The sequence below is a fragment of the Methylobacterium fujisawaense genome, assembly GCF_039619325.1.
In the GTDB taxonomy this organism is placed as follows: Bacteria; Pseudomonadota; Alphaproteobacteria; order Rhizobiales; family Beijerinckiaceae; genus Methylobacterium; species Methylobacterium fujisawaense.
The window spans coordinates 4,549,608-4,567,278 of the sequence record NZ_CP155000.1 but is presented as its reverse complement, the minus strand read 5'-3'; the positions used below and the strand labels follow the sequence as shown (position 1 = coordinate 4,567,278).

18 protein-coding genes are annotated in these 17,671 nt (G+C 70.9%); 7 read left to right on the top strand and 11 right to left on the bottom strand.

Features of this window, described 5'->3' with window-relative positions; all coding sequences use genetic code 11:
- Positions 1-6 precede the first annotated feature (6 nt).
- The 5 genes from ABC766_RS21645 to ABC766_RS21625 all read right to left on the bottom strand — a co-directional run bounded on the left by ABC766_RS21645 (position 7) and on the right by ABC766_RS21625 (position 4,000).
- A complete protein-coding gene (locus ABC766_RS21645; protein ID WP_345819455.1) occupies positions 7-366 on the bottom strand; it encodes a HepT-like ribonuclease domain-containing protein in 360 nt (119 codons plus the stop codon).
- Positions 347-643, bottom strand: coding sequence for a nucleotidyltransferase family protein (locus tag ABC766_RS21640; protein ID WP_043356924.1), 297 nt, complete (start codon positions 641-643; stop codon positions 347-349). Before ABC766_RS21640 ends, ABC766_RS21645 begins: the two co-directional genes overlap by 20 nt.
- 60 nt (positions 644-703) lie before the next feature.
- Positions 704-2,167, bottom strand: a complete 1,464-nt coding sequence (locus ABC766_RS21635; protein ID WP_075380746.1) for a UdgX family uracil-DNA binding protein — start codon at positions 2,165-2,167, stop codon at positions 704-706.
- A 17-nt stretch (positions 2,168-2,184) separates the two neighbouring features.
- On the bottom strand, positions 2,185-3,396 hold the full coding sequence (locus ABC766_RS21630; protein ID WP_345819454.1) for a putative DNA modification/repair radical SAM protein: 1,212 nt from the start codon (positions 3,394-3,396) through the stop codon (positions 2,185-2,187).
- 76 nt (positions 3,397-3,472) lie between these two features.
- Complete coding sequence (locus ABC766_RS21625) at positions 3,473-4,000, bottom strand: regulatory protein RecX (RefSeq protein WP_345822818.1); 528 nt, start codon at positions 3,998-4,000, stop codon at positions 3,473-3,475.
- 224 nt (positions 4,001-4,224) lie between these two features.
- On the opposite strand from ABC766_RS21625, the gene ABC766_RS21620 reads away from it, so the two are divergent.
- From ABC766_RS21620 to grpE, 3 genes are all read left to right on the top strand, one after another.
- Positions 4,225-5,643: a TAXI family TRAP transporter solute-binding subunit gene (locus ABC766_RS21620; RefSeq protein WP_345819453.1), complete on the top strand. Its 1,419-nt coding sequence runs from the start codon at positions 4,225-4,227 to the stop codon at positions 5,641-5,643.
- Positions 5,644-5,693: 50 nt separating this feature from the next.
- Positions 5,694-8,486, top strand: coding sequence for a [protein-PII] uridylyltransferase (locus tag ABC766_RS21615; protein WP_345819452.1), 2,793 nt, complete (start codon positions 5,694-5,696; stop codon positions 8,484-8,486).
- Between the two features lie 103 nt (positions 8,487-8,589).
- Entirely contained in the window at positions 8,590-9,204 is a 615-nt protein-coding gene (gene grpE, locus ABC766_RS21610; RefSeq protein WP_043381244.1) for a nucleotide exchange factor GrpE, read from the top strand.
- Positions 9,205-9,235: 31 nt separating this feature from the next.
- Here the strand turns inward: grpE and ABC766_RS21605 are convergent, their stop codons facing one another.
- The 4 genes from ABC766_RS21605 to ABC766_RS21590 form a co-directional block, all read right to left on the bottom strand.
- Positions 9,236-9,613, bottom strand: a complete 378-nt coding sequence (locus ABC766_RS21605; RefSeq protein ID WP_078947253.1) for a hypothetical protein — start codon at positions 9,611-9,613, stop codon at positions 9,236-9,238.
- Between the two features lie 179 nt (positions 9,614-9,792).
- Positions 9,793-10,533 carry an outer membrane protein gene (locus ABC766_RS21600; protein WP_053610460.1) on the bottom strand — a complete coding sequence of 247 codons (741 nt, stop codon included), beginning with the start codon at positions 10,531-10,533 and terminating at the stop codon, positions 9,793-9,795.
- A 36-nt stretch (positions 10,534-10,569) separates the two neighbouring features.
- A complete protein-coding gene (locus ABC766_RS21595) occupies positions 10,570-10,698 on the bottom strand; it encodes a hypothetical protein (RefSeq protein WP_257787384.1) in 129 nt (42 codons plus the stop codon).
- Positions 10,695-11,024 carry a hypothetical protein gene (locus ABC766_RS21590; RefSeq protein WP_043349254.1) on the bottom strand — a complete coding sequence of 110 codons (330 nt, stop codon included), beginning with the start codon at positions 11,022-11,024 and terminating at the stop codon, positions 10,695-10,697. Before ABC766_RS21590 ends, ABC766_RS21595 begins: the two co-directional genes overlap by 4 nt.
- A 152-nt stretch (positions 11,025-11,176) precedes the next feature.
- Here ABC766_RS21590 and ABC766_RS21585 point away from each other — a divergent pair, with 152 nt between their 5' ends.
- Entirely contained in the window at positions 11,177-12,022 is an 846-nt protein-coding gene (locus ABC766_RS21585; RefSeq protein WP_043349250.1) for a DUF6502 family protein, read from the top strand.
- Positions 12,023-12,033: 11 nt separating this feature from the next.
- Positions 12,034-13,350 carry a DUF5666 domain-containing protein gene (locus ABC766_RS21580; protein WP_345819451.1) on the top strand — a complete coding sequence of 439 codons (1,317 nt, stop codon included), beginning with the start codon at positions 12,034-12,036 and terminating at the stop codon, positions 13,348-13,350.
- 33 nt (positions 13,351-13,383) lie between these two features.
- Here the strand turns inward: ABC766_RS21580 and ada are convergent, their stop codons facing one another.
- Positions 13,384-14,448, bottom strand: coding sequence for a bifunctional DNA-binding transcriptional regulator/O6-methylguanine-DNA methyltransferase Ada (gene ada, locus ABC766_RS21575; RefSeq protein WP_345822817.1), 1,065 nt, complete (start codon positions 14,446-14,448; stop codon positions 13,384-13,386).
- A gap of 180 nt (positions 14,449-14,628) precedes the next feature.
- Between ada and ABC766_RS21570 the strand changes: the two genes are divergently transcribed.
- Entirely contained in the window at positions 14,629-15,615 is a 987-nt protein-coding gene (locus tag ABC766_RS21570) for an alginate O-acetyltransferase AlgX-related protein (RefSeq protein ID WP_043758883.1), read from the top strand.
- 24 nt (positions 15,616-15,639) lie between these two features.
- Here the strand turns inward: ABC766_RS21570 and ABC766_RS21565 are convergent, their stop codons facing one another.
- Positions 15,640-16,386: a YebC/PmpR family DNA-binding transcriptional regulator gene (locus tag ABC766_RS21565; RefSeq protein WP_043349263.1), complete on the bottom strand. Its 747-nt coding sequence runs from the start codon at positions 16,384-16,386 to the stop codon at positions 15,640-15,642.
- Between the two features lie 229 nt (positions 16,387-16,615).
- Between ABC766_RS21565 and ABC766_RS21560 the strand changes: the two genes are divergently transcribed.
- Entirely contained in the window at positions 16,616-17,656 is a 1,041-nt protein-coding gene (locus tag ABC766_RS21560; protein WP_345819450.1) for an SDR family oxidoreductase, read from the top strand.
- Positions 17,657-17,671 lie beyond the last annotated feature (15 nt).

The following is a 17,671-nucleotide window of genomic DNA, read 5'->3' as shown; positions in this document are numbered from 1 at the left end:
GGGCGATCAGGAATCGGGCGCGCGGGCGAGTTCGGCGCGGCAGGCCGCGACGAGAACGGGCAACTCGTGGTGGACGGTGAGCCAGACGATGTCCAGCGTCACCCAGTGATAGCTGTGGCGATAGACGTTGCCCGCATCCGCGATCTGTCGCCACGGCACGTCCGCATACCGGTCCTTCGTCTCGGCGCTCAATCGGCGGCTCGCCTCCGAGACGATCTCCAGGCAACGCATGACTGCGAAGTGCGTGCGCTCGTCCGCCCCGAAAGTCTCGAGCGTGAACCCCGCCACAAAGCGAGCGGCACGCTCGACGTTGGCGATGATGTCGGCGCAGGCGGTCCGCTCGCGCTCAGAAAGCGAAAACGGCATCGCGCTCTGCGTGCTTTCGGACCCGATCCTTGAGGGCCGCCCGGTCCGCCACGTCGACCCGGATCGGAAACAGATCATCGATGAAATGGCACAACCCGACATAACCGAAGAGACCGCCGACGACGGGCGCATCGATGTCGATCAGCACGTCGAGGTCGCTATCGTCCCCGGCGTCCCCACGGGCGACCGAACCGAACAGCGCCGCATGCAGCACCCCGCGGCGGCGCAGTTCCGCTTCGTTGGTGCGGAGGATGTCGAGGGCGAGCTGCTTGTCCATGGCGGCGGGACCGGAGGGAATCGGCGGCCATCAGCATAGCAGAACCGCGGGGTTGGAGGATCAGGCCGCGAGTTCTTGCCCCAGGGCCTCCACCCGGCGCAGGTCGTCCACGAACGCCGCGTAGGCCTCTTCCTTCGCCTCGTCGGGCAGGCGCAGCAGGTAGGAGGGGTGGACCGTGATGAAGCCCTGGAAGCGGTTGTCGAACCGGTCGAACCGGAACGGGCCCCGCGCCCGGGTGATCGGGACGGCCTTGCCGGTCAGCGCCAGCACCGCGGTCGCGCCGAGGGCGACCACGAGCTTCGGAGCCACGAAGTCCAATTCCCGGTCCAGCCACCAGCGGTAATGGCTGACCTCGCCCGCCGTCGGCTTCTGGTGGATGCGGCGCTTGCCGCGTTCCTCGAACTTGAAGTGCTTGACCGCATTCGTGAGGTAGCTCGCCCCACGGTCGATCCCGGCCTCCGCCATGGCGCGGGAGAGCAGTTGCCCCGCCGGTCCGACGAAGGGTCGGCCCTGCCGGTCCTCCTGATCGCCGGGCTGCTCGCCCACGAAGGCGATCGTGGCGCCCACCGGCCCCTCGCCGAGCACGGCCTGGGTGGCGCCCGCGACCAGCGGCTCGGTCCTTCGGATGATCGCGTTCAGCTCCTCCAGGGTCTTCGGGTCCTGGTCGGCCATGGCGGCGACGGCGCGGGCCGGGTCGCGGCGTGTGGGCATGGTCGGCTCCCTCTCGATCATCGCTTCGGTGCGCCCGGCCGCCGCGCGGACGAGGGCGGGGATGGCGGCCGTCTCGGGCATGTTGTGCCAGTACTTCTTCGGCATCTCGGCCCGCATGGCCTTCAGGTTGGTGCGGGCCGGGTTGAACGTGCTCTCGTAGTAGGTCTGCCAGCCGGCCTCGAACCCGTCGCCCTCCGGCAGCTGCGCGCGGTCGCCCGGCGGTCCGAAGGTCAAGGCCTCCGTATCCCAATGCGCCGATCCGTCCGGCGTGAGGATCGACCAGCGCATCCCGCGGAAGCGATTGACGAAGAACGGCGCCGCGGCCTCGAGAATGTGGTGATCCGGCTCGAACCACGCGATGTAGCGCTCCCCACCCGGCCCCTCAGCCCGGCGGAAGCGCAGGAAGGCGTGCATCTTGTGGAGGTCGCGCCCGATCGCCTTGGCCAGACGGTGCAGGCGGTGGACCAGCGGATCGCTGCCGACCTCCATCAAATGCCGCTCGCCGTGGCAGACGCGCCAGATCAGCGCGTAGAGCAAGCCATAGCGTTCCGGATCGCGGTGCGGGATCACCTGCGGGATCAGAGCGGCGACGGGCTTCGGCAGGGCTAGCGGCGGGCTGAGGGCATGCGCCGCGCCGGTGCCGAACAGGCCGGGGGAGTCCGCCTCCGACCATGTCACCCCCTCGGGTGGGACACCCTCCGCGACGAGGCTCCGGACGGCGGTGCGGAAGCCGTCGAGATCGGCGCCCGGGCGCAGGAGCATGGCGCGCGGCGCGCCGGCATTCCCGTGTCCGCTCGCAGGGGAACGGAGCATCGCGTCTGCGGCCTTTCTCAAAACAGGCTCAGTTGCGCCGCCGGCTCGACCAGTCGCGCCCGCAGGTCGAGCCGGTCGGTGAGCCCCACCGGACGATGATCGGCGGCGACGAGGAACGGGCGGGCCCGCTTCAAGCCCGAGGTCAGGCGGGCGACGTCGTCGAGGCGCAGAGTCGCGTGCCGGCGCGCCTTCACGATCTTGTCCACGGCCCGGGCGCCGAGCCCCGGCACCCGCAGAAGCCATTCCCGGTCGGCCTTGTTCACGTCCACGGGGAACTTGTCCCGGTGCTTCAGCGCCCAGGCGAGCTTCGGGTCGATGTCGAGGGCGAGCATCCCGCCCTCCGAGGCGTCGGCCACCTCGTCGGGGGTGAATGCGTAATACCGCAGCAGCCAGTCGGCCTGGTACAGCCGGTGCTCGCGCTGGAGCGGCGGCGGCTTCGGCGGCAGGATCGCGGACCCGTCCGGGATCGGACTGAAAGCGGAGTAGTATACCCGCTTCAGGCCGACGCTGCCGTAGAGCAGCGCGCTCTTGCGGATCAGCGCCTCGTCGGTGGTGGCGTCCGCCCCGACGATCACCTGCGTCGAGTGGCCGGCCGGCGAGAAGCGGCGCTTCTCGGCCTTGGCCTGCACGATGCGCTCGCCGATCTGGGCCATCGCCCCCTGGATCGCGGCGCCGTCCTTCTCCGGGGCGAGGCGTTCCAGGCTCGCCTCGGTGGGCAGCTCGACGTTGATCGAGAGCCGGTCGGCGTAGAGACCGGCCTCCTCGATCAGCCAGGGGCTCGCCTCCGGGATCGACTTCAGGTGGATGTAGCCGGCAAAGCCGTGATCGCGCCGCAGCGACTTCGCCACCCGGGTCAGCAGCTCCATGGTGTGGTCCGGCGACTTGATGATGCCCGACGAGAGGAACAGGCCCTCGATGTAGTTGCGCCGGTAGAAGTTCAGGGTGAGGTTCACGACCTCCTCGACGGAGAACTTGGCCCGCCGCACGTTCGAGGAGCGCCGGTTGATGCAGTAGGCGCAATCGAACAGGCACCAGTTGGTCAGCAGGATCTTGAGCAGCGAGACGCAGCGCCCGTCCGGCGTGTAGGCGTGGCAGATCCCCGCCCCAGTGGTCGATCCGAGCCCGTCCCTGCCGGCCGAGCGCTTCGGCGCGGCCGAGGAGGCGCAGGAGGCGTCGTACTTGGCGGCATCCGCGAGGATGCGCAGCTTCTTGGCCAGGGTCTCGTCCATCGAACAGACAATGAACAACCCGGCCAAAGGTGCAAGGCCGCCCCGCCTTTCACCCCGGGCCGCGATGCCGCACCCGTCACACCATGTCGTCCGGCTCCAGATCGACCACCCGGCGGGCGAGATCGTAGGCGAAGCCGGCCCGGGCCAGGGCGGCGAGGTCCCGGTCGCGGTGCGCCGCCCGCTGATCCGGGCGGCGATACGGCCCGAGGCGCCGCCGCTTGGCGTAGGCCCGCGCGGCCTGGTCCTCGATCGCCTCCGTCTCACCGTCCGGCAGGGCGTCGCGCTCCGCCAGCATCGCGGCCTCGACGACATCGCGCGGAACGCCCTTGGCGGCGAGCTTGGCCGAGACGCCGCGGCTCGACGTGCCGCGGCGGCGCAGGGTGGCGAGGCGGGTGTCGGCGAAGCGCGCGTCGTCCACGAGGCCGGCCGACACCGCCCGCGCGACGGTCGCCGTCACGAGGTCGGTGAAGAGCGCAGGATCCTCGCCCCGGGCGCGGGCCCGCTTCTGGACGCGGCGCGCAAGGGTCCGGCGCAGCATCTCGGTCGAGGCGCTGTAGCGCTCCAGATAGTGAAGCGCCGCCCGCTCCAGCCACGCCGGGCTCACGGGGCCGGGCGGCTTGATCTCGCGGTCGCGACCTTCTGGCGCGGATCCTGCAACGAATGGAGATTTCACCGGTTCTTCACGATCTCGACAGGTTTGCGTTCCATGACTCTGGCATGGAACGCGCGCAACGCGACAGGCTCGGCCATGGCCCGAACCACCGTTCTTCGTCAGGCGATCCGCAGGGTCGACGGAACCGTCGGCTGCCACGTGCGGCAGCTATCCTGATGCGGCGCGAATGGCTCCTGGTCCTCGTTGCCCTGGGGCTCGCCGCGGCCGCGGCCGCAATCGTCTATCTGTCGCGCCCGAACACCCTGACGGTGGCGGTCGGCCCGCAGGACGGCCCCGAGGCCGCGCTGATCGAAGCCTATGCCAGCGCCCTCGACCGGGCACGCGAGGATGTCCGGCTCAAGGTCGTGCGCTACGGCGACGTGCGCGACAGCGCCCTCGCGCTTCAGCGGAACAAGGCCGACCTCGCCGTGGTCCGGCCGGACGTGTTCCTGCCCGAGAACGGACTGACCCTCGCGATCCTGCACGACGAGGCCCTGGTCATCGCGGCGCCGGAGGCGGCCGATATCGACGACATCCCCGCGCTCGCGCGCAAACGGCTCGGCATCGTGGTCCGGCACAGCGCCGACCTGTCCTTCCTGACGAACCTTCTCTCCTTCTACGACCTCGTGCCGGACAATGCGGGCGCGGACGCGCCGGAGGCCAGCCCTGCCGTCGAGGCGGAGCCCGGTCATGTCACCGTGGTGCCGCTCAAGATCGGCGAGGTGACCGCCGCCCTCGCCGACAAACGCGTCGATGCGGTGGCGGTGATCGCGAGCCCCGCCTCCAAGCCCGCGGCTTCCGTGGTCCGCGCCGTCGAGCTGGGCTCGCCGGAGCGGAAGGTCGGCTTCGTCTCGATCCCGGACGGCGACGCGATTTTGCAGCGCTTCCCCGAATTGCAAGCGGTCACGATTCCGGCCGGCACCTTCGGCGGCCGGCCGAAGCGCCCCGACGAGGAGATCAAGACCGTCGGCGCCTCCTACCGCCTGATGGCGCGGGGCACGGTCAGCCGGGTCGCGGTCGCCTCGGCGACGCAGCACCTGTTCGAGTGGCGCTCGCGTCTGGCCTCGGCGGCGCCGGTGGCCAAGCTGATGAAGGCGCCGGACTTCGACACCACCGTGGCGGCGACCTCGGCGCGCCTGCCGAACCACCCCGGCGCCGTCGACTATTTCGAGCGCGAGCAGCAGACCTTCCTCGATCGCTACGAGGATTACATCTACCTGTTCGCCTTCTTCGGCGGCACGATCGGGTCCGGCATCGCCTGGATCGGCCAGCGCCTCGCCCGCAAGCGCCGGGAGCGCGTGGACTTCGTCCTCGACCGGCTCCTCGACATCATGCGCGAGGTGCGGGCGGCGACCAGCGCCGCCGAACTCGATGCGATCGCGATCGAGACCGACGGGCTGGTGGCGGACGTCGTCTGTTACGCCCGTGAACGCAGCATCGATGCGCGGACGGTCAGCGCGCTGATCCTGGCGGTGGACGGCGTCCATGCGGCGATCGCGGACGCGCGGCGGCAGGCGAGCGAGGCGGAGCCCCGGGCGGCGACCCGCACCCGCACGGCGCGGCTGCTCGCCCTCGACCTGCCGGCTGCGGAATAGCGGCGGGGCCGCGTGGCTGGCGGTGTCGGGATATCATGCTAACGGGAGCCATGTTCGATCCCGTCGCAGCCCTCAACACGGTTCTGGAGAACCTCGACCGCGAGGCCCGTGAGCCCACGAAGCTCCGGGCCGCGCTCGTGCCGCAACTGCGCCGGGTCATCGAAGAGGGCCACCGCGCCGCCGAGGCGCAGCTCCTCGAGGACCGCAACGGGCTGCATTGCGCGCAGACCTTGTCGAACCTCACCGATGCGGTGGTCCGGGCGATTCACGATGCCGTGGTCTGGCGCCTCTATCCCAACGACAATCCGTCGACCGGTGAGCAGCTCGCGGTGGTCGCCACCGGCGGCTACGGCCGGGGCACGATGGCGCCGGGCTCGGACATCGATCTGCTGTTCCTGCTTCCCTACAAGCAGACGGCGTGGTCGGAGAGCGTCGTCGAGGGGATGCTCTACGTCCTGTGGGACCTGAAGCTGAAGGTCGGCCACGCCACCCGGTCGGTGGAGGAATGCCTGCGCGAGGCGCGGGCCGACATGACGATCCGCACCGCCCTCCTGGAAGCGCGATACCTGTTCGGCACCCGGATCCTCTACGAGGAGCTCGTGACCCGCTTCGACGCCGAGCTGGTGGTCGGATCCGCCGCCGAGTTCGTGGAGGCGAAGCTGCGCGAGCGCGACATGCGCGTCTCCAAGGCCGGCACCTCCCGATATCTCGTCGAGCCCAACGTCAAGGACGGCAAGGGCGGCCTGCGTGACCTGAATACCCTGTTCTGGATCGCCAAATACACCTACCGGGTCCGCGACCAGCTGGAACTCGTGAGCGCCGGGCTGTTCACCCCGGAGGAATACGCGCTGTTCGAGCGCTGCGACGAGTTTCTGTGGCGGGTGCGCTGCCACATGCACTTCGTGACGAAGCGCGCGGAGGAGCGCCTGTCCTTCGGCCTGCAGCCGCGGATCGCCGAGCGCTTCGGCTACGAGCCCCGGGGCGGCCTCTCCGGCGTCGAGCGCTTCATGAAGGCCTATTTCCGCATCGCCAAGGACGTGGGCGACCTCACCGCCATCGTCTGCGCGGAGCTGGAGGCGCGCCATGCCAAGCGCACCCCGGTGCTCGACCGCTGGATCGGCCGGTTCCGCGACCGGTTCCGGGCAACCGCCATGGAGGCGGAGGATTTCTGGATCGACCACGGCCGGGTGAACCTGCGGGCGGAGGACGCCTTCGAGCGCGACCCCGTGAACCTGATCCGGCTGTTCTGGCTCGCCGACCGGCACAACCTCGCGATCCATCCGGACGCCAAGCGGCTGGCCAACCGGTCCCTGCGCCTGGTGAACCCGTCGCTGCGCGTGGACCCCGAGGCGAATCGCCTGTTCGTCGAGATCCTCACCTCGCGGAACGCCCCGGAGGAGGCGCTGCGCGAGATGAACGAGGCGGGCGTGCTCGGCCGCTTCATCCCGGATTTCGGCCGCATCGTCGCGATGATGCAGTTCAACATGTACCACCACTTCACGGTGGACGAGCATCTGCTGCGCACGGTCGGCGTCCTGGCCGACATCGAATCGGGCCGGGTCCAGGAGACCTATCCGCTGGTCTCGCGCCTCGTGCATACGATCCACAACCGCATGGCGCTCTACGTGGCGATCCTGCTGCACGACATCGCCAAGGGCCGGCCTGAGGACCACTCGATCGCCGGCGCCGCCATCGCCGAGAAGCTCTGCCCGCGCTTCGGCCTGAACCAGGCCGAGACCGAGACCGTGCGCTGGCTCGTGGAACACCATCTGCTGATGTCCATGACGGCACAGAGCCGCGACCTCTCGGACGCCAAGACGATCGAGCGGTTCGCCGCGAGCGTGCAGAGCCTGGAGCGGCTGAAACTCCTGACCATCCTGACGGTGGCCGACATCACCGCCGTCGGGCCGGGGGTCTGGACCGCCTGGAAGGGCACTTTGATCCGCACGCTGTACGACGAGACCGAGGTCTACCTGTCGGGCGGCCATTCCGAGATCGCCCGCACCGACCGGGTGCGCCTCGTGCAGATGGGCCTGCGCGAGCAGCTGCCCGGCTGGGCCTCGGAGGAGTTCGATGCCTACGCGGCGCGGCACAGCCAAGCCTACTGGCTGAAGGTCGACGGCACGCGCCAGCTGAAGAACGCGATCTTCCTGCGCGACGTGGTGCGCGACGGACGGACCAGCGCCACGGACGTGGCCCTCGATCCGGTTCGGGGCGTGACCGAGATCACCATCTACTCGCCGGATCATCCCCGCCTGCTCGCCATCGTCACCGGCGCCTGCGCGGCGGCGGGGAGCAACATCGTCGACGCGCAGATCTTCACCACCACGGACGGGTTTGCCCTCGACACGATCTTCATCTCCCGCGCCTTCGAGCGCGACGAGGACGAGCTGCGCCGGACCAAGCGCATCACGGCGGCGATCGAGCGCGCGCTGAAGGGCGAGATCCGCATCGCCGACCTCGTCGCCGACAAGCACCCGACGGCGAGCACCCGCGCCAAGACCTTCCCGGTGCCGCCGGACGTGATCATCGACAACGCGCTGTCGAGCCGGGAGACCGTCGTGGAGATCACCGGCCTCGACCGGCCGGGCCTGCTCTACGAGCTCACCACCGCCTTCAGCCGGCTGTCGCTCAACATCACGTCGGCGCATGTGGCGACCTTCGGCGAACGCGCCGTGGACGTCTTCTACGTCACCGACCTCACCGGCACCCGGGTGACGCAGCCCGACCGGCAGGCCGCGATCCGCAGCGCCGTGATGGACGTGTTCGCGCACGACGTCGCCACGCTGAAGGCCGAGGGTCTGGAGGCGCTCGTGGCGGCCCCGCCGCCGCGCGAGGCGTGAGCGGACGGGTTGATTTCGCGACCCCTTGGCCAGATATCAGCGCCGATTCCATCATCCCTCACCGATTCCCGCCCACGACTGAAACGTGATGACGAGCAACGACATGCCTCAGGATGACCAGCGCCAGACCACGGTCGAAGCCGGTGCCGGCGCGGCCCAGGATTCCGCGCCCGCGGGTCAGGGCGGCGAGTCGGCCTCCGTCGATCCCGTCGCGGAGGCCCTGGCTCTGCTGACCGCCGAGCGCGACGAGCTCAAGGACCGGACGCTGCGCACCCTCGCCGAGATGGAGAACCTGCGCCGCCGGACGGAGCGCGAGGTCGCCGACGCGCGCGCCTACGCGGTGACCAACTTCGCCCGGGACGTTCTCAACGTCGCCGACAACATCCGCCGCGCCCTCGACAGCGTGCCGGACGATGCGAAGTCCACGGCCGACGGCGCCCTGAAGGGTCTGATCGACGGGATCGAACTCACCGAGCGCGACCTCGCCAAGACCCTTGAGCGCCACGGCGTGAAGATCGTCGAGCCCCAGGGCCAGAAGTTCGACCCGAACCGCCATCAGGCCATGTTCGAGGTGCCGAACGCGGAGGTTCCGGCCGGTACCGTCGTGCAGGTCGTGCAGGCGGGCTACGTCATCGGCGATCGCGTCCTGCGCCCGGCCCTGGTGGGCGTCGCCAAGGGCGGCCCGAAGGCGGCGGCCAGCCCGGCGGACGCCGCCTGACCGACACTGCCGCTCGTCCCCGCGGCGCGGCCTATTGGCAGGGCAGCGCCGCGGAGAAATCCGAGATGAATCGCGCCGCCTCCCGGGTGTGAGCGGGCGCGCGCGGATCCCGGGCGACCGCACCGGCCTCGACCGTGAGGCGCCGATTGCACGCGCAGCTCGTAAGCGTGCCCGACATCGGATCGGCCGAGCAGATGTCGTGACGGGCGCAGGCACGGTCCAGCGCGTCGATCGGCCGGAACCCGGGACCCCGGTTACCCGGCCCGCAGAAGTTTCCGTAGATCAGGATGGCACCGCGCCCGGTGGGTCCGGGCGGGATGATCTCCTGGGCCCGTACCGTTACGGCGCAGGCCGCGAGCCCGAAGGCGAGCAAAGCTGTCGTGAGGGTGGTCGGTTTGGGGATGCTCACGGCCGATCCTGTCGGAGAAGACCCTCGATCCCGCACGGCAACGCCCGCGCGACATTCGGAATCGCCGCCCTGCACCGGCCATGACCTCGTTCGCGCGGCCGACGGATTCGCGAAGCCGAACGTCGCGTATGGCGTCCCAGCCCACGGGAAGCGTCAAGATCTCCGACAGCGAATATTTGTTAGAATCTATAATTCACGCCGGCCCTGACCAAGGCGAAACCAGATTCCTGTTTGCCGGCACCATAATATGCCGGAACGCTGGCGTTGTAGTACGTAGCAGCGGACGATCCGCGACCGAGATGGAGGTAGAGGGCCTCCACCTTGGCGGAGAGCTTCTCGGTGAAGGCGTATTCGATGCCGCCGCCGGCCGCATAGCCGGTCCGATCGGTCGCCGGCAGGGTGTAGGGATAGGATCCCGCATAGGTCGAGCGCGTGCCGCCGCCATACGCGAAGCCGCCGGTCCCGTAGATGAGGACGCGGTCGATGGCGTAGCCGAGCCGGCCGCGGACCGTCCCGAAATAGTCGAGGCTCGGCCGAACGCTGTAGTACGGCGTGGTGCCGAGATAGGCTGCATCCGCCTTGGCGAAGGCGGTGCCCTGGAGATCGGTCTCGAAGCCGACCACGAAGCCGGAGCCGGGCGTGAACTGATAATTGTAGCCGATCTGGCCGCCACCGGCGAAGCCGCCGCCCCGGCCGCCGCCCGTGACCGCGCCGTAGGTCGGATCGGTGAAGCCGCTGCTTCCGGTGCGGAAGGCGTATCCCGCATTCACGCCGGCGTAGAAGCCGGTCCAGGTGAAGACCGGCAGCGACGGCGGCAGCGGTGGGGGCGGCGCACGGCGCGGCAGATCGGCCGCCTGAGCGGCGAACGCGAAGCAGGAGGCCGCGGCTCCCGTAAGGGCTGCGTGGATCTTGAGCGTCATGGACATCTCGTCGTGGAAGGCGGCGGAGCCGCAGGATCACAGGGTCAGGAGGAGCAGGCCGACGACGGTCACCGCCAGAATCAGGCAGAGTGCGAGATCGAGGATGGCTGCTCCGCCGCAGGTCGGCGCCGGATGCGCGGTGCGAAGGCTGGACAGGGTGGTCATGACCGGTCCTCCCGGTATCCGGGCGTCTGCATCGCGGTCCTCATGGTCCGGAGGGCGCGTTTGGGCACGCCGAGAGCGGCAGGTGCCGCCGCCCCGCCTGAGGGGATGACGGGAGCGGCGGCCTGCGGCGCCTTCGGTGCGGCGGCGCGGTGGACCGTTTCCGCGACAGCCACACCGAGGACGGGCAGCGTGAGCGCGGCGGCGACGCAGACGATGCGCCGGAGCCGCGGAAGGGGGTCGTTCTGCCGCGGGCAGAACCCGGAGGCCGGAGGCAGGGTGAGGGGCGGTAGCGTCTCCAGGACCAGTCGGCGTGTCGGAACGGTCATGGTCCTGTGCTCCTCGCTTGACGTGGGAAATTTGACCACGCCGTCGATGTACGTGTGCAAAAATCCCACGTCAATTCGAAATCAGCGGATCGAGGTGCGCCGCCGCACGCAGTGGGATTGTATCCCACGGCACAAACCGCCACCATGCGATCATGTCTGAAACTGCCGATACTCCGCGGGACGGCGCGAGCCTGCACGCGCCGCTGGCGCGGCTGCTGCGCCCCCTCGTGCGCCTGCTGGTGGCCCGTGGAATCACCTTCCCTGCGCTGACCGACCTGTTGCGCGAGCTCTACGTGAACGTCGCCGAGTACGATTTCGCCCTCACCGGCAAGGAGCAGACCGACAGCCGCGTCTCGCTGCTCACCGGCATCCACCGCAAGGAGGTGCGGCGCCTGCGCGGGGCCGGCGCCCCGGTGAGTGCCGTGCCGGCGGTCGTCTCGCGCACCAGCCGGATCATCGCCCGTTGGATCGCCGATCCGGCCTTCACCGACCCGCAGGGTCATCCCCTGCCGCTGCCGCGGACCGCCGACGGCAACGCCCCCTCCTTCGAGACCCTGGTCTCGGGCGTGACCCGCGATCTGCGGCCACGGGCAGTCCTGGACGAGTGGCTCGACCGGGGCCTCGCCTTCACGGATCCACAGGACCGGATCGTTCTCGCCGAGGCGGCCTACGTGCCGCGGGGCGACGGCGCCGAGGGGCCGCAGCTCTACTATTTCGGCCGCAACCTGCACGACCATATCGCGGCCGCCGTCGCCAACATCGTCGGCGACGCGCCGCGCTTCCTGGAGCGGGCGGTCCATTACGACGGCCTGTCCAAGGACCTCGCGATCAAGCTCGAGGCGCGCGCCCGCGAGATCGCCATGGAGGCGCTGCAGCAAGCCAACCGGGAAGCGCACGCCGCCTGCCAGACCGATCCCGGCGGCACGCATCGGTGGAATTTCGGTCTCTACGTCTACACGGAAGCGGCGCCCTCAGCGCAACCCAAGGACGAGCGGTGAGAGGCCGGCCGGTGCGCGTCTTGCCCAACCGCCGGTTCGTCCTGCGCCTGCTCGCGGGCGCCGCGACCTTTCTGCCGGCCCCCGTCCGGCCGCAGGAGGCGCCGCGCGACCAGGGCATCGGCGGCACCGGCATGATGCGGACCGACGAGCCCCGCAACGGGCCCCTCGGCGAGGGCGACCGCGGGATCGGCGGCACCGGCGTGATCGGCACGATCCGCCGCTTCGGCTCGATCATCGTCAACGACCTGCGCATCGCCTATCCGCCGGACGTCGAGGTGCGCATCGACGGCACGGCGGCGAAGACGGCCGACCTCAAGATCGGGCAGGTGGTCCACGTGGTGGCCCGGCCGGAGGGCGCCGGGCTCGCCACGGGGCGGATCGACGTGACCAGCGAGGTGGTCGGGCCGGTGGAATCGGTCGCGCCGGGGCGGTTGGTGGTCCTCGGCCAGCGGGTCTCGACGGCGGGTCTCACCGGCGCCTGGAAGCCGGGGGCGCGGGTCGCGGTGAGCGGGCTGCGGCGGCCCGACGGCGTGATCGTGGCGAGCCTGATCGAGGCGCGGGATTCCGGGCCCGACCGCGTCGTCGGGCCGGTGCGGCGGATCGCGGGCGGCCTCGGGATCGGCGGCCTGCGCATCGCGGGGGCCGACACCCTCCCGACGGGCCGTCGCGCCCTGGTGACGGGCACGGCGGCGAACGGCGTCCTCACCGTGACCAACGCCGCGCAGGTCGGCCTGCCATTCCCGCCGGGGCTGAAGCAGGTCTCGATCGAGGCCTATATCGGCCGGTCCGGCAGCGGCTTCGATGTCGGCGCGGGCTATGCCGTTGCGGGGCGCCCGGGCGCGCGCGTTCCGCGCGCCGGGAGCGTGAAGGCGGTGCTGACCGCAGCCATCGCGCGGGACGGCGACCTGACGGTGGAGCGGCTGCGGATCGAGAACCGCATCGCGCCCGAGCCGCAACAGCCGGATGCCCCGCGGTTCGAGCGGGAACGCGACCGGCTCGACCTGCGCAATCTCCCCGATGAGCTGCCCGGTCGCTTCGGAGCCGAGCCCGGCGGCCGGCAGGGCGGTATCGGCGGCCCTGGCGGCATCGGCGAGCCGCGCGGCCCCGCGATCGACACCCGGCCGGGGGGCACGGTCGTCCCCGGGGCGGAGGGTCCCGGCGGATTCGGGGCGCCCCGCGGCGGATTCGGCGGCGCACCGCCGGCCGCTCCGGGGGCGTTCCCCGGCGGCCCCGGGGGATTCGGCGGTCCCCCCGGGGGTCCAGGTCCGGGCCCCGGTGGAGGCGGCTTTGGCGGCGGGTTCGGCGGCCCGGGGGGCGGCCGGCGCTAGGCCGACCATCGTCTTCGCGCGCGATGCCGGGCTTCAGCCCTCCGCCTCCCGGTCGAGCAGCGCGCGCTTGCGCGCGACGCCCCAGCGATAGCCCGACAGGGCGCCGTCCGAGCGCACGACCCGGTGGCAGGGGATGGCGACCGCCACCGGATTCGCCCCGCAGGCCTGCGCGACCGCGCGCATCGCCGTCGGCAGGCCGATCGCCCGGGCGATCTCCGCGTAGGTCGCCGTGGATCCGACCGGGATCTTCCGCAGCGCTGCCCAGACCCGCTGCTGGAAGGCCGTGCCGCGGATGTCGAGCGGCAGGTCGAGGCCGCTGCCCGGCGCCTCCACGAGACCGATGACCTGCGCCATCCAGCTCTCGAAGGCCGGGTCGCCGCCCTCGATCTCCGCGGCGGGAAAGCGGCTCTGAAGATCGTGCAGGAGCGGCTCGGGCGCGTCGCCGAGGAGGATGGCGCAGACGCCCGCCTCCGTGGCGGCGACGAGGATCGCGCCGAGCGTGCAGGCGCCGATGCCGAACCGGATGCGCAGACCGGCGCCCCCCGTCCGATAGGCCGCCGGCGCCATGCCGAGGCGTGGCGCGCCCCCCGCATAGAAGCGGCTCGCCGCACCGTAGCCGGCTTCGTACAGCGTCTCCGTCACCGAGGCGGCGCCGGGCAGCCGCCGGGCCACCACGGCGGCGCGGTGGGCGGCGGCATAGGCCTTGGGCGTCACGCCGGTGGCAGCCTTGAACACCCGGTGGAAGTGGTAGGCGCTCAGGCCGGCGGTGCGGGCGAGTTCGGCGAGCGACGGCATCGTCTCGGCCGACTCGATCAGGCGGCAGGCGCGGACGACCGCCTCGGCCCGGCGCGCGGCGAGGCCGGGCTCGTCGGGGCGGCAGCGCCGGCACGGGCGGAAACCGGCAGCCTCGACCTCCGCGCAGGTCCGATGGAAACTGACATTCTCGGGCCGCGCCGCCCGCGCGGAACAGCTCGGGCGGCAGTACACACCCGTGGTGCGGACCGCGTACACGAAGGTGCCGTCGGCCCGCGCGTCGCGGGCGGCGAGGGCCGCCCAGCGCTCGGCGTCGCTGAGGTCTGACCTTGGAACGTGGTTCATGGCGGCGGCACTATGCGGCTTGGCGTGGGCGTTGGGGAGGGGCATGAGGGGGCCTGCCGGGCGGTGGAGGACGCGCGCAGCACTCTGTCCGTCCGCCGCCGTGCCGGCATCCCGCTCCTTGCTGCCGAATCCGCTGTCCCGGGCGGCCTTTCGAGCGGGGGGCCATTTCACGAGTGCGCCATGGCTCCGAGCACGCCCGACCACATCCATGTCGGCCAGGATGGATGGCTGTTCCTGAAGACCGGGCGCAACGACGTGCTGGGCCAGTACGAGCGACCGGAGGAGACCACGGAGCTGATCTGGCAGTGGCGCAGCCTCGTGACGATGCGGGAGCGGCGCCTGCGCGCCCAGGGAATCCTGTACCGCCACGTCGTCGCCCCGGAGAAGCTGATGATCTACGATCACCGGCTCGACGGGCTGACTATCCGGCCGAGCGCCTCGCCGGCCTATCGGCTCCTGCACAACGAGCCCCCGCCGGGTCGCTTCCGCGGGCCCTTCGGCCTCTATGCGGCCTGGCGCCGACGGACGCGCTGGCGCCAGACCTGCATCGATCTGGTGACGCCGATGCGGGCGCAGCGCGATACGGCCGATCTCTACTGCCGGACCGACACCCACTGGTCCGCAGACGGCTGCTATCTCGCCTACGCGGAGATCTGCCGGGCTTTGGGCGCCGAGCCCCGGCCGGATCTGCGGGAGCGGCCGTCCTTCGAGACCGACCACGACGGCGATCTGGGCAGCGCCTTCGACCCGCCCCGGCGGGCGCGCTCACGCACCGTCCTGATGCAGCAGGACGCGGTCCGGACCTATGGCAGCCCGATCGTCGAAGCCCGGGAGAAGGCCGGCCTGCTGCACACGCTGCATGTCGGCGCGCACGTGATCTACGGGAACGCCAAGGCCACCGATCCGCGCCGGCTGGCGCTGTTCGGCGATTCTTTCTCGCACGTCATGCCGTACATGCTGACGATCATGCTGGCCGAGACGTTCCGCGAGGTGCACTTCATCTGGAGCACCTCCCTGGACTGGCCGTATATCGAGCGCGTCCGGCCCGACATCGTGCTGACCGAGGTGGCCGAGCGCTTCATGGTCCAGCTGCCCGACGACACCTTCTCGGTGGAGCGCTACGCGCAGGACCGCTTCGGGGCGGAACTGGCAGCCGCAGGCGCCTGAACGGCGCCCGCGGCTTGGCCCTGCTCAGGCCTGCAGCTTGGCCACCAGCGCGTCCGACAGGGCGAAGTTGACGTAGACGTGCTGGACGTCGTCCTGATCCTCGATCACCTCGACGAGGCGGATGAGCTTCTCGCCGGTCTCGTCGTCGACGTCGATCGTGTTCTGTGCCTTCCAGATCAGCCCGGTGCGGCTCGGCTCGCCGAAGCGCGCCTCGAGGGCCTTGGTGACCTCGCCGTAGGAATCCTGGGCGCAGACGACCTCGTGGCCGTCTTCGCCGGAGCTGACGTCGTCGGCGCCGGCCTCGATGGCGGCCTCCAGCATCGTGTCGGCATCGGCCACGGAAGCCGGGTAGGCGATCACGCCGACGCGGTCGAACATGAAGGCGACGGCGCCGGTCTCGGCGAGGCTGCCGCCGGACTTGGTGAAGGCCGAGCGGACGTCCGAGGCGGTGCGGTTGCGGTTGTCGGTCTGCGCCTCGACGATCAGGGCGGCGCCGCCCGGTCCGTAGCCCTCGTAGCGGATATCCTCGTAGTTCTCGCCGTCAGCACCGGCGGCCTTCTTGATGGCGCGCTCGATATTGTCCTTGGGCATGTTCTCGGCGCGGGCCGCCAGGATCGCGGCGCGCAGGCGCGGGTTCATCGCCGGGTCGGGCGTGCCGAGCTTGGCCGCCACGGTGATCTCGCGGGCGAGCTTGCCGAACACCTTCGAGCGGACTGCGTCCACCCGGCCCTTCCGGTGCATGATGTTCTTGAACTGCGAATGGCCTGCCATGACGGTTCAGACTTTTGTTCGTTGGCGAGGGCGGGCGTCCGGGACCCCGCCGTCGCGGCTGTGAGGTCGCGCCGTATATAGGCCGCCGCCTTCGGACGAAGCAACGCGGCCGCCGCCGCTCGGCACCGCGCACGGGGACACGGGCGCGCAGGCTTCGCAATCCCGTGATCGCGGAAAGAATACCCGGCTCGGGCGTTGGCGCTGCACTTCTCTCTGAGCTGGAAGCCCGATGTCGAGCCGGAACGGACGCAGCACGGTCATGGTCACGGGCGCGAGCGCCGGTGTCGGCCGCGCCGTGGCGCATGAATTCGCCCGGCACGGCTGGAATGTCGGTCTGATCGCCCGGGGCGAGGCCGGGCTGAGGGGCACGATCCGCGATGTCGAGCGGACGGGCGGCCGGGCGCTGGCCTTCGCGGCCGACGTCGCCGACGCGGAGGCCGTCGCCCAGGCCGCCGACGCGCTGGCCGAGGCGTTCGGCGGCATCGACGTCTGGGTCAACAACGCGATGGTGACGGTCTACGCGCCCGTGCAGGAGACGGACCCGGCGGAGTTCCGACGCGCCACCGAGGTCACCTATCTCGGGCAGGTGCACGGGACCCTGGCGGCGCTCCGCCACATGGTGCCGCGCGACCGGGGCACGATCGTGCATATCGGCTCGGCGCTCGCCTATCGGTCGATCCCGCTGCAGGCGAGCTACTGTGCCGCGAAGGCCGCCGTGCGCGGATTCGTGGATTCCCTGCGCAGCGAATTGCTCCACGACGGCAGTCGGGTGCGGCTGACGATGGTCCAGCTCCCGGCGGTCAACACGCCCCAGTTCGACTGGGCGCGGTCGCGGATGCCGCGCAAGCTCGAACCGGTGCCGCCGATCTACCAGCCGGAGGCGATCGCCCGGCACGTGTTCCGGGCGGCGCACGACGCGCCGCGGGAATTGTGGATCGGGGCTTCGGCCTGGAAGGCGATCATCGGAAACATGCTGATCCCGGGCTGGATCGACGGCTACCTCGCCCGGCACGGCTATCGCGGGGAGATGACCAGCGTGCAGGCGCAGACGAACCGTCCCGACAACCTCTACGACCCGGTAGACACCGATCCCGGCGCCCATGGCCGCTTCGACGCCCGGGCGACCGGCCACGTCGCCGCGGCAGACCCGCGCTGGCTCAAGTTCGGGATCGCGGCGGCGCTCGGCATCGTGGCCGGGACGATGCTGTTCGCCACCGAGGCGCATGGGCGGGCGGAAGCGCGCGCCGACCGCCGGCTGGGCAGACGCTAGGATACCGGTTTAGGC

Excerpts from the sequence above, each read along its gene's own strand:
- ABC766_RS21645 (WP_345819455.1), bottom strand. The coding sequence starts at position 366 with ATGCCGTTTTCGCTTTCTGAGCGCGAGCGGACCGCCTGCGCCGACATC.
- ABC766_RS21640 (WP_043356924.1), bottom strand. The coding sequence starts at position 643 with ATGGACAAGCAGCTCGCCCTCGACATCCTCCGCACCAACGAAGCGGAA.
- ABC766_RS21635 (WP_075380746.1), bottom strand. The coding sequence starts at position 2,167 with ATGCTCCGTTCCCCTGCGAGCGGACACGGGAATGCCGGCGCGCCGCGC.
- ABC766_RS21630 (WP_345819454.1), bottom strand. The coding sequence starts at position 3,396 with ATGGACGAGACCCTGGCCAAGAAGCTGCGCATCCTCGCGGATGCCGCC.
- ABC766_RS21620 (WP_345819453.1), top strand. The coding sequence starts at position 4,225 with ATGCGGCGCGAATGGCTCCTGGTCCTCGTTGCCCTGGGGCTCGCCGCG.
- ABC766_RS21615 (WP_345819452.1), top strand. The coding sequence starts at position 5,694 with ATGTTCGATCCCGTCGCAGCCCTCAACACGGTTCTGGAGAACCTCGAC.
- grpE (WP_043381244.1), top strand. The coding sequence starts at position 8,590 with ATGCCTCAGGATGACCAGCGCCAGACCACGGTCGAAGCCGGTGCCGGC.
- ABC766_RS21600 (WP_053610460.1), bottom strand. The coding sequence starts at position 10,533 with ATGACGCTCAAGATCCACGCAGCCCTTACGGGAGCCGCGGCCTCCTGC.
- ABC766_RS21595 (WP_257787384.1), bottom strand. The coding sequence starts at position 10,698 with ATGACCACCCTGTCCAGCCTTCGCACCGCGCATCCGGCGCCGACCTGC.
- ABC766_RS21590 (WP_043349254.1), bottom strand. The coding sequence starts at position 11,024 with ATGACCGTTCCGACACGCCGACTGGTCCTGGAGACGCTACCGCCCCTC.
- ABC766_RS21585 (WP_043349250.1), top strand. The coding sequence starts at position 11,177 with ATGTCTGAAACTGCCGATACTCCGCGGGACGGCGCGAGCCTGCACGCG.
- ada (WP_345822817.1), bottom strand. The coding sequence starts at position 14,448 with ATGAACCACGTTCCAAGGTCAGACCTCAGCGACGCCGAGCGCTGGGCG.
- ABC766_RS21570 (WP_043758883.1), top strand. The coding sequence starts at position 14,629 with ATGGCTCCGAGCACGCCCGACCACATCCATGTCGGCCAGGATGGATGG.
- ABC766_RS21565 (WP_043349263.1), bottom strand. The coding sequence starts at position 16,386 with ATGGCAGGCCATTCGCAGTTCAAGAACATCATGCACCGGAAGGGCCGG.
- ABC766_RS21560 (WP_345819450.1), top strand. The coding sequence starts at position 16,616 with ATGTCGAGCCGGAACGGACGCAGCACGGTCATGGTCACGGGCGCGAGC.